This window comes from Leptothoe sp. EHU-05/26/07-4 (assembly GCF_043421015.1).
Lineage (GTDB): Bacteria > Cyanobacteriota > Cyanobacteriia > Phormidesmidales > Phormidesmidaceae > Leptothoe > Leptothoe turfae.
Window position 1 is genome coordinate 468,362 of the sequence record NZ_JAXSQV010000004.1, and the last position, 13,360, is coordinate 481,721.

11 protein-coding genes are annotated in these 13,360 nt (G+C 44.9%); 3 read left to right on the forward strand and 8 right to left on the reverse strand.

Annotated features, from left to right (window positions below; all coding sequences use genetic code 11):
* Window positions 1-5: 5 nt before the first annotated feature.
* On the reverse strand, window positions 6-1,373 hold the full coding sequence (locus U2F10_RS15140) for a UDP-glucose dehydrogenase family protein (RefSeq protein ID WP_499872589.1): 1,368 nt from the start codon (window positions 1,371-1,373) through the stop codon (window positions 6-8).
* A 516-nt stretch (window positions 1,374-1,889) separates the two neighbouring features.
* On the opposite strand from U2F10_RS15140, the gene U2F10_RS15145 reads away from it, so the two are divergent.
* Together U2F10_RS15145 and U2F10_RS15150 are read left to right on the forward strand one after the other, a co-directional pair.
* A complete protein-coding gene (locus U2F10_RS15145) occupies window positions 1,890-3,329 on the forward strand; it encodes a sensor histidine kinase (RefSeq protein WP_499872591.1) in 1,440 nt (479 codons plus the stop codon).
* A 35-nt stretch (window positions 3,330-3,364) separates the two neighbouring features.
* Window positions 3,365-4,030, forward strand: coding sequence for a response regulator transcription factor (locus U2F10_RS15150; protein ID WP_163667964.1), 666 nt, complete (start codon window positions 3,365-3,367; stop codon window positions 4,028-4,030).
* Window positions 4,031-4,142: 112 nt separating this feature from the next.
* On the opposite strand, the gene U2F10_RS15155 is transcribed toward U2F10_RS15150, so the two are convergent.
* The 6 genes from U2F10_RS15155 to U2F10_RS15180 form a co-directional block, all read right to left on the reverse strand.
* Window positions 4,143-5,738: a hybrid sensor histidine kinase/response regulator gene (locus U2F10_RS15155; RefSeq protein ID WP_499872593.1), complete on the reverse strand. Its 1,596-nt coding sequence runs from the start codon at window positions 5,736-5,738 to the stop codon at window positions 4,143-4,145.
* Between the two features lie 274 nt (window positions 5,739-6,012).
* Entirely contained in the window at window positions 6,013-6,480 is a 468-nt protein-coding gene (locus U2F10_RS15160) for a response regulator (RefSeq protein WP_163667967.1), read from the reverse strand.
* A 36-nt stretch (window positions 6,481-6,516) separates the two neighbouring features.
* Window positions 6,517-8,826: an ATP-binding protein gene (locus U2F10_RS15165; RefSeq protein WP_499872595.1), complete on the reverse strand. Its 2,310-nt coding sequence runs from the start codon at window positions 8,824-8,826 to the stop codon at window positions 6,517-6,519.
* Between the two features lie 416 nt (window positions 8,827-9,242).
* Window positions 9,243-9,542: a hypothetical protein gene (locus U2F10_RS15170; protein ID WP_499061659.1), complete on the reverse strand. Its 300-nt coding sequence runs from the start codon at window positions 9,540-9,542 to the stop codon at window positions 9,243-9,245.
* Between the two features lie 125 nt (window positions 9,543-9,667).
* Window positions 9,668-10,255 (reverse strand): LabA-like NYN domain-containing protein, encoded by a 588-nt coding sequence (locus U2F10_RS15175; protein WP_163667971.1) that lies wholly within the window; start codon window positions 10,253-10,255, stop codon window positions 9,668-9,670.
* Window positions 10,256-10,816: 561 nt separating this feature from the next.
* The gene (locus U2F10_RS15180; protein WP_499872597.1) at window positions 10,817-11,743 is read right to left on the reverse strand and encodes a hypothetical protein; all 927 of its coding nucleotides are present in this window, start codon (window positions 11,741-11,743) and stop codon (window positions 10,817-10,819) included.
* A gap of 297 nt (window positions 11,744-12,040) precedes the next feature.
* Between U2F10_RS15180 and U2F10_RS15185 the strand changes: the two genes are divergently transcribed.
* The gene (locus U2F10_RS15185) at window positions 12,041-12,247 is read left to right on the forward strand and encodes a hypothetical protein (protein WP_006515584.1); all 207 of its coding nucleotides are present in this window, start codon (window positions 12,041-12,043) and stop codon (window positions 12,245-12,247) included.
* A 195-nt stretch (window positions 12,248-12,442) separates the two neighbouring features.
* Here the strand turns inward: U2F10_RS15185 and U2F10_RS15190 are convergent, their stop codons facing one another.
* The gene (locus U2F10_RS15190; protein ID WP_499872599.1) at window positions 12,443-13,327 is read right to left on the reverse strand and encodes a hypothetical protein; all 885 of its coding nucleotides are present in this window, start codon (window positions 13,325-13,327) and stop codon (window positions 12,443-12,445) included.
* Between the last annotated feature and the right edge of the window lie 33 nt (window positions 13,328-13,360).

A 13,360-nucleotide genomic window follows, 5' to 3' on the forward strand; every position in this document is an offset into this window, starting at 1 on the left:
CGAACCTAGGCAGCAAGAACAGAATGGCGAACAGTGGGCCACAGCAACTGACCGGCACTGGGTCGACCAATCGCTTGGTAGTAGAAACCTGACTGTTGCAGCTGTTGTGGGTTAAGACAATTGCGACCATCGATCAAAATTGGGTGTTTCATACGACGGGCTAAATCGCTGTAGTCCAGGTTTTGAAACTCATTCCAGTCGGTGACTAGAACCAGGGCGTCGCAGTTATAGGCCAATGTTGTTGGTGTATCCACCAGGATGACGGGGGCAGAGATGTCTTCGATAATGGGGTCATAGGCCTTTACTTTGGCACCTAGCCGTTTCAGCTCAACAATAATGTCGAGGGCTGGCGCATCTCGCAGATCGTCTGTGTTGGGCTTAAAGGTGAGACCCAATAGACCAATGGTTTTACCCTTGAGAATTTTTAGGGTTTTTTGGAGCTGATAGACCACCTGTAGTCGCTGACGCCGATTGGTGGCAATGGTGGCATCCAATAGAGTTGTATCTACCCCGTAGTCCTGGGCGATGTGCATTAGGGCTGATACGTCTTTCGGAAAACAGGAGCCGCCCCAGCCGATCCCTGCCTGTAGAAATTTGCCACCGATGCGACTGTCGAGGCCAATGCCCTGGGCCACCTGGGTGACATCAGCACCGATGCGATCGCAAATATTAGCAATTTCATTGATAAAGCTGACTTTTGTAGCTAAAAAGGCGTTAGCGGCGTATTTAATTGTCTCAGCAGAGGCCAGATCGGTAACGACCACTGGCACCGCGGGCAAGGTGGTATCCACTGCAAACTGTCGGTGAATAATGGGTGCATACAGCTGTCGCATACGTTCAATGGCCTTGGGAGAATGTCCTCCCAAAACAATCCGATCTGGATTAAAGGTGTCATAAACGGCAGATCCTTCCCTCAGAAATTCAGGATTGCTCACAACTTCGAAATTGGCCTGAGCATCGCGATCTTCCAACTCATCTAAAATGAGTCGACATACCCAATCACCAGAACCAACAGGCACTGTAGACTTATTGACAATGACTTTATAGTCGTTACCAATATGCTGACCAATCCCCCGTGCCACAGCTTCTACATAGCGAGTATCGCTTTCTCCTGTGGGTAACGGTGGTGTACCGACAGCGATAAAAATCACCTCGCCATGGCTCACACCAGCAGCTAAATCAGTCGTAAATGACAGCTGCTCTGAGTCCATGATATCGGTAAGCCCAGGTTCATAAATAGGCGACTGACCCGCCTGCAACATGGCAACTTTTTCAGCATTGTTATCTACGCACACGACTTCGTGACCGATGTGTGCTAGACAGGCTCCAGTTACCAGGCCAACATAGCCAGTCCCAATGACAGATACACGCATGGCATCATTCTCCAGTAGTTGCTCTTGAACCGATAAAACTACTGTCGTCAGGCTGATTAAATTCTCAATGAAGTGATCGTTAGAAAATTCTCATGAAAATTTCATTAAGTAATTCGCTCGATAGCCTGTTTAAATTGCTGGGGAGTTATCTCAGCTACCAACGGTAAAAATATGAAAATGATAAGCTGACATTAATTAAAAAACTTAGGTTTCCTGCAAACTGACTCTATGTAAGACTTCCCTATCTAAACTGAATCTTTTTAAGCATTCATCAAAGGTTTTTTAAAACGCCGCTTAATCGAGGAAAATGAACGGAATTTTATATTGAAATATCCTTCTTAGGGCTAATTTTATATCAACTGTGGTCAGTTTTTGAAATGTCACAACTTTGATGGCTTTGTTAAACAGACAACCTTACTTTTTGAGCAGTTCTGGATGATTTTCACAGAAAATACTGAAAATCACGGATGTTTTCCCTCACAATTGAACTAAGTATTATCCGTATACGTTTGTAGGATGCAGCGCTTTAAATTATTCGGTTTATTTAAGGAAGCACGGACCAGAATCTTTCTGATTTATGTGATCTTGATGCTAGTGGCTGTCTGTTTGTCTGTTCCTATTTTTAGGATATTGCTGTTTCGAGCTGTTGACGAACGTGTCAAGGAAGATCTTTTGGAAGAGGTTGAAGAATTTGATGATGTCTATGCTGAATGGGCACAGTCGACCGATCTATCTTACGAATCCCTCCAGCAGGCTCTGGATGACTACATAACGAATACACTGCCAGAAGACGATAATTTTCTCATCGCTATTTTAGAGGATAAAGTTTATCGGTCGAATCCACCGGCTCTGCCTTCTGTGATATACACAGAGTCAGAGCTGTTTGAACAATGGATTCAACTTGATGAGAGTACCCAAGGGCATAAGGATACAGGGGATCCAGAAGCGGGTAACGCTCTCTATGTAGTAGAACCTATAACAGTTGATGGTACTTTACAGGGCCAGTTTGTGATTGTTCACCTCTCGGCAGGGGAAAGAGGTGAAGCTTTGGCCGGGATAGTTGTGTTTATGGAAGTTGCTGGCATCCTAATTCTGTTGTCACTGTGCCTGGCTTGGGTGGCAACAGGTCGACTGTTGCGACCGGTGCAAGAGTTGGCCAAGACGGCTCATAATATCAATGAAACTGACTTGAGTGGCCGTATTCAGGTCACTGGCACGGGAGAATTCGCCCAGCTAGCAAAGACATTTAACTCAATGATGGACCGCTTGCAGGCATCGTTTAGAACTCAGCGTGATTTTATCAATGATGCGGGCCATGAGTTACGCACCCCGATCACTATCATACAGGGGCATTTGGAGCTGATGGGAGATGATCCTGAAGAACAGGCTGAAACCGTTGATCTAGTCCTGGATGAATTGGATCGGATGGGACGTTTGGTCAACGACCTAATTCTGATTGTTAAGTCTGAACACCCTCAGTTTCTTCATTTAGAGACGTTAGATATGGCTAGTTTTTGTCAGGACATTTTTACTAAAGCTCAAACCTTAGCGGAGCGAGATTGGAAACTGGTTGTTAAAACCCGTGTACGTATTGTTGCTGATTCTCAACGGTTGACAGGGGCCCTGCTCAATTTACTGAACAATGCGGCTCAGCACACTCAACCAGGGGATTCCATTGAGCTTGGGTGTCGTCAAGCTGGCAATCAAGTGGAACTTTGGGTTAAAGATACAGGGGAAGGTATTCCTGAGGCAGAACAATCTCGTGTCTTTAATCGCTTTGCGCGGGTGCAATATACCCAGCGTAAGTCAGAGGGGTCAGGATTAGGGCTAGCGATTGTACAGGCAATCGTTGAAGCCCACTGTGGTGAGGTGGGGGTATCCAGTCAGCCTGGTTTAGGCTCAGTATTTACTTTGCGTTTACCCATAGATCTGTCTCAACCGATTTCTGTCTTATAGCCTCGTAAGGAACTGTGAACAAGGAAATGTGAACAATGAACCGGATTTTGATTGTTGAAGATGAGGTGCGAGTAGCTGAATTTTTGGATAAGGGGCTACAGGCCAATGGATTTATAACGACAGTAGCAACTACAGGTCTTGAAGCCGTTGCCTATGCGTTGGATGGCGAATTTGAGCTGATTGTGTTGGACTTAGGGCTGCCGGGTAAAGATGGTTTGTCAGTCCTGACCGAGTTGCGTGGCCAGGGCTGCCAGAGCCCGATTATAATTTTGACCGCCCGTGATGACATTGCCGATAAGATCACAGGCTTTGAATCTGGGGCGGATGACTATGTTACCAAACCATTTCGCTTTGAGGAACTCTTAGCTCGTGTGCGGGCGCGGTTGCGTGCAGCCAGTTCTAAACCTGAAAAGAAGTTTATCCTTAGACACCAGAATATTGTGCTAAATCTACGTACACGGTTGGTACATGTGGGTGAGAAGGCCATTGAATTATCAGCCCGCGAATTTACTTTGATAGAAACCTTTATGAGTCATCCGGGGCAAGTGCTTAGCCGTGAGCAGCTTTTGGATCGGGTATGGGGCTATGATTATTCCCCCGGTTCTAACGTGGTGGATGTCTATGTCGGTTACCTACGTAAAAAACTAGGCAGTGGCCTGATTGAAACTGTACGGGGGATGGGGTATCGCATGCCAACTTAGGTGAGCTACTACGCATCGTTGCCCTTGATTAATCGTGACTAATTGCAGTGTGGCGTCTACATGTGGTGAGCAGGCCCTTGCCTTAGCTATGTCTGGTAGGGTTGCCCTGATCTTAATCCCCTTGGTAAATATTTTTAGCAGCCTGGGGTTGTTTGGGTAATGTGAAAAACACTTTAGTCCCGCAGCCTTCCTCGCTTTCTAAATCAAGATTGCCCTCATGTAGGTCAATACAGGCTTTAGTAATCGATAACCCTAAGCCAATGCCTTGAATGTCGCTAGCGTTGCTGGCCCGGCTAAAGGACTGAAACAAATGGGGCTGATCGGCACTGGGAATGCCAATGCCAAAGTCTTTGACGGAGAGCGTAATTGTGGTGTGTTCTCCCAGTAAATGAATTTCGATGCGGCCTCCATCGGGAGAAAACTTAATGGCATTGGAGAGGAGATTGTCGATGGCTATGCGTAGCATGCCCTGGTCTCCCCAAAAACCATTGGTTTTGCCGGTTATTTGCAGAATTAACTCATGGTTTTGGCTTGTTTCTCGATGCTCTTCAACAATATCTGCAACAAACTGCAGAATATTCATGGGAGCGGCCTCAAATCGGGCTTGATCAAGCTCACACTGATGCATCATCAGCATGTTGTCCACAAGTCGGGTCATGTGTTTGGCCTTATCCTGAATCATGCTCAGAAAGCGGGTCTGCTGTGATGTATCTAAACGTTCGCTATGGCGGTCAAGGGTAGAAGCAGCCCCGAGAATAACTGCCAGAGGAGATCGGTATTCGTGGGAAACCGTAGCTAAGATTTGGGATTTAAAGTGGTTCAGTTCTTGGGCTTTTGCTAATGCTATCTGGGTTTGGGATAGGAGTTCAGATTGTTGGATTGCGATCGCAAGTTGTACCGCTAATTCATTGAGAATATTATGTTCTTCAGGTTGCCAATCCGTTGTTTTAGAATGTTGATTAGCTACTAAATATCCCCAAATCTGATTTTGAAGTGACTGTGGTGAGTTGATGACAATGGGGGCACTCAGTTCTCGATAGTTAGGCCTGGGCGGACTATCAGTATTCTGGCCATTAAGCTGGGCTGGTGCATTGAAAGATGAGGGGGGGTGATCGCGTGTTCCCAACTCAGCCTTGATGGTGGGTGTCTTCTGCAAGTCACATTGATACACTGCCACATGGTCACATTCCAACAGCTGCTGTACTTCTGCTACTGCCGTATCCAAAATTTGCTCAAGGTCTAGCGATTGCCGAATACGTAACGCGGTAGTGGCGATTAGCCGTTGCTGCTCACGGGTTTTGTGCAGAGCAACATGGAGATGAGATTGTTGAATAACGCTTCTAACCGTGCGTTGTAATATCTCTGGTTGCAGATGGTGCTTCCCTAAATAATCTTGCACACCATTCTTCATTGCTTGCACAGCCAGCTCCTCATTCCCCTGACCTGTCAGCATGATGATGGGAGAATGAATTTTGCGTTGGTGTTTTTGTAACTGACTGAGAAATTCTAACCCAGTCATATCGGGCATATAGAAATCTAGCAACACAACATCAAACTGCTGCTTTAAAGAGAGTTCTAGAGCCACCTCGGCTAAACCAGCTTCGCAAAACTCATAGGTATTATGAGGATCGCAAGAAAGATATTCACGATAGACTTCCCTATCCTCTGCGCAATCATCAACGATGAGTAAAGTGTGAGCTACAGGCATATAACATAATGGGGCATCTCAAATAACAGCGTGCCACCATATTTTAATTGTTAATAAAATATAAAAGACAGTATACAAAAGTTAATAACGTGTCCGGGGCTGATCTAAAATCTGCTTTAGAAAGGTTTGCAAGTGCCCTAATCAAAATGTAAATGTGCAGACTTTGATCATCTAGAAGATTGCCTACCTTGTAAGGCAGTGAATCCATGCGCAATCTGACTTTCAGTCCGCTATACCCATTTGTCTGACTTTGATTTTTAAGCTTGATATATCCCTAATTTATCCCAGTTAATTCAACCCAATCAGGGGGAGTATTTGTATGCAACCAATAGTTTACAAAGGCTTGAATTGCTTTCTCAAATTTTTCTGTCCCAACCGGTTTTATTAGATACCCATTTGCTCCCTTTCTATAGCAAAATTTAATATCCCTTGGATCAGAATTGGTTGTAAAAATAACGATCGGAATTTCACGAAACTGATCATCTTGCTTTAGCCGTTCTAATACTTCTCTACCGTCGGTTCCAGGAAGATTTAGATCCAGCAAAATCATGGAGGGACGTGCTGTATTTTCAGGGGCTTCTTGATCCAGGTTTCGATACAAAAAATCTAGAGCTTTATCCCCGGTGGTGCAGCGATAGATAGGATTGGCAACAGCCAGATCTTCCATGAAGATCTGTAGGACTTCAAAGTCTTCATCGCTATCCTCAATGACTAATAGAGGCGTTGTGCTATTGTCGGGCATAAACTTAAGAAAGGTTTAATTTTTCGTTAGAGTTTATTATTTTTCTTCACAGTTTAGCACGAAGTAAAAGGTAGTCCCTTGACCATAGTTAGATGCCACCCAAATGTGCCCACCATGGCGTTCGATGATTTTCTTCGCAATCGTTAATCCCACCCCTGTTCCACCACCGTAACTATCACGTTCATGGAGGCGCTTGAATAGCCGAAATATGTTTTGAAAATGGCGTTCCTGAATGCCAATGCCATCATCTTTAACGTAAAGTACACATGTATTGGGCACGATGGTGATTTTGTCTTGACTGTCAAGCTGCTGCTCATGCTCAACTAAATAGCCAATTTCAATCATGGGCTGGGGCTTATCAGTGTATTTAAGAGCATTGCTAAGGAGGTTGCTAAAAACTTCCAAAATTAATACGGGGTCAGCCCTGACTGTAGGTAAAGGTCGTGGAATCTGAATCTGGAGTAGCGGTTCGCTACCTTCACGACCAGCTTGTAAAATATCGATAACTGTTGGTAAAAGCTTATTCAGATCGATGGGCTGAGAGTTCAATTCAGCTTGCCCTAGTCGTGAAAATTTAAGCAAAGCATCAATCAACCCATCCATGCGCTCTGCTAGCTTGACCAAAGTTTCTAATCGCTTGACACCAGAGTCACCTAAAGCCTGACTATGGCGTCTTAAAAGGATATTTGAAAAATTGCTAATCCCTCTCAAGGGCTCTTTGAGATCGTGGGAAGCTGCATAGGCAAACGAATCGAGTTCCCGATTGCTACGCTCCAATTCAAGATTGATTTGTGCCAGTTCATCAGCCTTATTCAGCACAATGCCAACGATGGCATTTTTTAAGGCTAGGGCGTTGTCTATTTCTGCTGCTTTCCAGGGCAGGGCTGTGGCTTGTACAGTCTCTTGCCATTGTTGAAATGACGTGCGAGGGCAGAGAAAAATACTGCCATCTTCGGTTTCATGGATAGACTCTTGTGGATTTCCTGCCCAATTAACCGTTTGTAGAACTTCAGGCCGAAACCAGAGAATGAGATAACGCCGGAGTTGAGATATTTTGAGAATAACTAGACCACTGGCGATGTCCTTAAAATTGATGGCGGCTGGATATTCCTCAGACAGACAGTTGGTGTGAAAAATTTCTGTGGTTTTGGTTTCTATAGACCAGTTAATTAAGGCCTGCACATCTTCCGTGGCAGGGGTATGACCAATTAGCGTAATATCTTCACCGAGACAAACTGCGACGCCTTGAGCCTGGAGGACTTCTAATAGCCTTGGTTCTGGATGAATCAGTGCCTGTTTAAAGTCTGTTGCGCTGGCAATGGATGAGATAAAGTCAGCCTGGATTGCCTTGAGGGTGTTGAGATAGTGGAGTTCATTTTGGTTAACTTTGCTGGTTAGTTCAGCGGCAATAAACTGCCCTAATATCTCGCAGACCGCTCTAACGGTACAAGGAAGGAACTTCTCTGTGGGATGGTGGCATGAAATCAGACCCCACAGCTGATTGTTACTGACTAAGGCAATCACCAGTAATCCAGTGACGGCCATGTTTTGATGATATTCAATGCAGCAGGGGTCAACACCTCTGAGGATGGAATAACTTAAATCTAATGGTGCCTTACCCGACTCAAGCTCTGTAGAAATGAGTTCAACGGGGGGGGCGGTTAGATTGGGGATAAATCGCACCGTGCTCTTTTGATAAAGCTGTCGCACTGAGGTCGGGATATCTGTGGCGGGATAGTGCAGATCTAAGTAAGACACTGCCTCAGCGGGCTTTACTTCGGCAACCACTGCACCAGCCTGTTCTTCATCAAACTGATAGACCATGACTCGGTCATAGCCAGTCAATGTCTGTATTTCAGTGGCAGCTGCCTGGAGAAAATCAATTAAGTCGTTGACACCGCGTAAGCGAGCAATAGCCTGTTGAGCGTTGCTTTGTAAAACCGCCAGACCCTGGGCCGTATATAGACGGGTTGGTTCTAGTTCTAGAATGATGATTTCATTCATTCGATGCACCAGACCATCAAAGTATTTGGTGTCATCTGATGTGGAAATAGCAATGGGTATATAGCTGGGACGCTCCGTAGCGTTTGCTAAGTGGTGTAGCAGTTCCGCTTGCGTTGATACCGGGGACTCTAACAAATCCAGGAATGACTGTCCTAGCAATGTTTGGGGCTCCATACCTAGATAGTCAGTGGTATTACAACTGAGCTGTGTAATGGTGAAGTCTGATGCCGCTAGTGCCATCAACACGCCATGGGGCTGAGTCAAACCAATGCGATGGACAGGAAATGATTCATGGTCTTGCTGGAGCCTACCTGGACCGTGTGGCGGATCAAACTGTCTCATTCTGGAGGGGGCAACGAAGGGAGAGCTACACGGAACAACTTAATACATTTTCCTACTGCTACAAGTATTACAGAAAGTTAAGAGAACTTCAGCTTCTCTTAACAGTCCGAGGGATATTAGTTATAAATATGTACACACCTCTGATAAATGTGTTTGGTCCTAGCGCTTAGTCAGAGTTTTTAAGGTTCTCAATGTCGGATTTGAAGCGACTTGAGCTAGCATTTTTCCTTAATCAGCTATTTGCAGTTTGTTTTCAATAGTTTAAGTAAGTGCCTGAGACGGTTAACTGCTTTGCTTATTGAAAGTGTATGTCTCTACTGTTGATTTAGAATTCAAAGGCAATGGTTTCTCAGCGTCATTGGCCGGTAAAAGCGACTGTTATATTTTTGGCAAGTCTTGTTGTACTACCTACGGCCCTATATTGCTTTATTGTATGGAAGCTCTATGGGTTTGCTGCCATGGGTATTTGAGAACTGTTTTGTTCTGACATTGTCAGAAATGGGTTGATTGTTAGCAACTTCACGAATTAAGTGGCTGCGGCTGCGAATGTACGCTCTGATCTCATTAGTTTCATCGTGGCTCAGATGAATGTTATCTTTTATTTTTTTCAATAACCATAGGCAGATAGCCTCGTCACTTAAGCCTTCTAGTATATAGCTATAAGTTTCCACCATGCTCCAAATCAGACGGAGATGCTCACTATTAAATGAAATCATTTTTATAAAGTATAAAACTGCTAAAGGTTAAAGAGATATACGAGTTTCCTTAGAGGTAAGGAAACTCGTATTGTTTAATAAGCGTTTCAATCTGATGGAATGCAACTATGGTTGGGGTCTGATGTTTAGGCCGCACTAAATCTGGCACGTTTGTAGTTAGCATGCCGCTTTGCGATCGCATCCTTAAAACTTGCAAAATCAGTGGCACTATCCGTTTCACTAAGCAGGCGTTCGCTCGTAATGGACTGCAGGCTAACCAGCTCTGTGCGGGTGCTTGAATGGGCAAAGTGGTTAAGTAAGCGAGTAAAGCGACCATCTCCACTGACTAGCACAACGGTGTCGCAAAAAGCCGACTGTGTGATCATGTCCGTTGCTATTTCAACGCAAAAGTCAATAGAGCGCTGGGAGGCATCAGAATTCTCTTTTGTTGAAATCTCTTTAGTAATTACACGATAGCCATGGCGCTTCATCCACAGCAGAAACCCTTGCTGTTTAATGTTGTTGGGATCTACGCCAGTGTAAAAATAAGCCCGTAATAGCTGACCGTTGGGAACAAGCTGTGATATCAATTTGCTGTAATCAATCTCAATGCCCAGCGTTGACGCTGCATAAAAAACATGGGCAGCATCGATAAAGACAGATACCCTACCCTGTTCTAGAATTGCAGGGGAAGTGGGTAAGTCTTTAAAGGTAGCTGGGTTATTAGTTAGCATCGCAGAAAGATTCCTCTACTGAGTTAATAGATCAGAGAGATATTCGAGGCATTCTTTTGGATCGATTCCGGTGTTCTAGCGAATGGCTCGATTCTGAGCAGCTTGCAAGATCACTTGTGCCGAAAAACAAGATCGTCTACAGGACTCTCAATCGATATACAAATGAATTTTCGAAAACTCTCAACTGAGTTACTTAAAAAACTGCCAGATGACTAATAAAACCTGGCATGATTGGGGAGTTCAAAAAAACACTGATTTAATAATATCTTAAGATTTGCGGATTATTTTATATTCTGAGAAGTAAAAATATGTGAAAGTTCATTTAGGCCCAAGGTTAAGGGTGTTATGAAGCTGCCTAATCATCTAAACCAAAGACAGGTAATTGTTTAAAATGCTTGTCAGGCGTACTTTTAGGAATGTTGCGTGCTTTTAAAGTACTGGTTAGCCGCTGTCGCTTTTAGACTTAAGATTTTTGTTACATATGTCCATGAAAATAGGTGTCTGTACTGTGCTACTTGAGTAGATGGTGGGTGTCTGGTGGTCACTAGGTGAATCGTCTTTTTATGGACAGACCGCTCTGATTGCACCTGCATCACTCCCTCGGCTACACACATAGCCAGTGCTGGCGCTACCACTTACATCCATCCAGGCAGCATCGTAATAGATCTGATGAACAATAGAACGGATGCTGTCATCGGCAACATGCTCAATCCAGGTTGCTAGGTAGCCACCGCCATTGCCTGCATAATTGGTTACCAATACTTCCACCCAGGGGCGTTCAGCACTAATGCCTTCAGGGATTTCGTTGGGTAATATCCAGTCCCCTTGCAACCAACCTGCTTGTTTGGCTAATGCTCTGACCAGCATGTAAAGCGGCTCATTATCACTATCCCAAGGAGCAATATCCATATCCATAGTTGTTTCAATTGCCCAAGTACTGTTGTTGGGCTCTTCTATGGCTGCGCAGTCTAGTCCTAATCCACAGGTTGTAGCCCTATCAAGTGCTGATTGCTCAATTTGTGTAGCGGCTGGCAGCCAGTCAGCAGCCATATTCATCACAGGTAAAAATTCCAATCCAATGGCTAGGTGTGGCGTCGTGCTGTTTAAGCTAGGGTCCACATTCTCTACCCCATGGCTATCTACTAAAGCTTGATAAAGTGCTGGCGATAGATTGTAGTGATCGAGCTTTACGTGATAAAGAAACTCAGAATTTTGCCAAACCGGATACAAGCGTACTCTTACACGCCAAGTCGGTGTGTCTGGGATACTACCTAAACGTGTTGCATATTCTAAGGGTCCCATGGTTTGAAAATATCTGAAGCCTTGCTCATCAAGACTTTCTAGCCCATTGGGTGGTACCTGTTGCAGCTCGGCTGGTGTGGAGGTAGCTGGTGTGGCCGGGGCGGGGGCTTCAGCTTTGGCTAGACTGCAGGCAATCCACAGCGGCAGGATTAGGGCTACCACATGGCCTATATGACGAATACCCATGGCGAATCAGACTCCTAAGGAAATCAATTACAACTGGCTGACCACAAGCTGCAATCAGGTGCAAAGATATCTTCCAAATCTGGCTGGGGTTTTCCGGTAATGCTTGATGTTAGGGACGTATGCTAGCTCTCAGGTTGGTCTTACATGAGGAGTTTGGCCAGCTTTTTTCTATGAACTGTGGCTTTTCTCAGCAAGCCAACTGCATAATCAATACGCTTTAACCATATAGCAAGGCTAGACTAGGTCAGATAAATAAGCCAAACTAATAATTGACAGAATATCCAATATGCCGGACGCATGGTTGAGCATGAACCAGAGGATCCTAGAATTCAAGAAATTATCCAGGCTGAAAACTTGCCACCTGAGGTTGTAGACCAGGTGGTGGATGAGTTTTTTAAGATCTTTAAGAGCTCTTACGCAACCATTTGCATACAGTTGAGTGAACGTCTCTTAGATGAAGCATTACGGATTGGCCGAGAAAGGATTAATCCTGACGATAGTTGAGAATGGGTAACTTAGTGTCAGTAAGCTCAGCAATTTAGCTCAATGCCACCAAAATCAGAATATTTTAATCACTGGCTACGTCATAGACCTGGAGGATGAGAGCATCAGGGGCTATTCTGCCAGTCGTACCCATAGCAAAGCCTCTAGTAATAAGTGCTAGAGGCTTCTTTATTTGAAAAATGTATCGTGGGTGGCTTATAGCTTTGGTCGCCCTAAAAGTAATGTAGTTAAGGCGTCTCGTGCACTTTCAGGACGGGGGCGATTAAGTAACCAACGTAGGGGCGGAAAGGCAATTTCATCGGGAAGTAAGACAGCTTGAAAATTAAACGGCAGCAACAGATAAGCAGTGTGGTTTGTCTGATCGTGAGTGATCTGGCGGATGCCAATCATCAATCCTAAGCTATAGGCCATCATCGGTGGAAGATCCTGGATGTCCTCAGGGGTCTCAATCAAATCTGTTATCAGATCCGCTACTTCAATCATCTCAATCAAAGGTCTGCCCGGTCTTAGGTTGCGGGTCTCTGGATCCAGGCCTAGACAATTCTCTCCTGTGACTCTGGTAACAAAAGATTCACCAGGGTTAATTACGCTTAATACTTGAGATCGAGATAAGTCGCCACTAATGGGGATGCCTGCACGTACAACGCGCTGTGTTCGTCGTGTAGTTCCTGAGCTGACCGTGCTTCTGTCCCAATCAATAAATACCTGGGCATCACTCGTTGTGTTGCGGATAGTGACATTGAGGTCCATCAGTGACATGGCCAGAGGCATGCGGCCCATGGGGCCAACATTGACGGTCACTTTGCGCTTTTGCTGAGCATTATTTTGAGATTTGACCGTTAGTGCCAGTTGGGGAGGTAATTTATATCCTTTAAGCTCCAGCTCTTCGATTTCCGCCGTAATTTGCTGTGTATCGGGGAGTTGTTGCAGCTGTTGGTTAACCTGAGCAAGTAACGCTCCACGGTTTAAGTCAACCTTTAATTTGTTTTCCAGGGTATTTTCTACAGAGAGTGCCATTTGGTAGAGCACATAAATCACTACCAAAAAATAGACTGTCAAAATTAGAACATCACTACCCATTACCCGACTACAGCCCTATAGATTTACTACTGA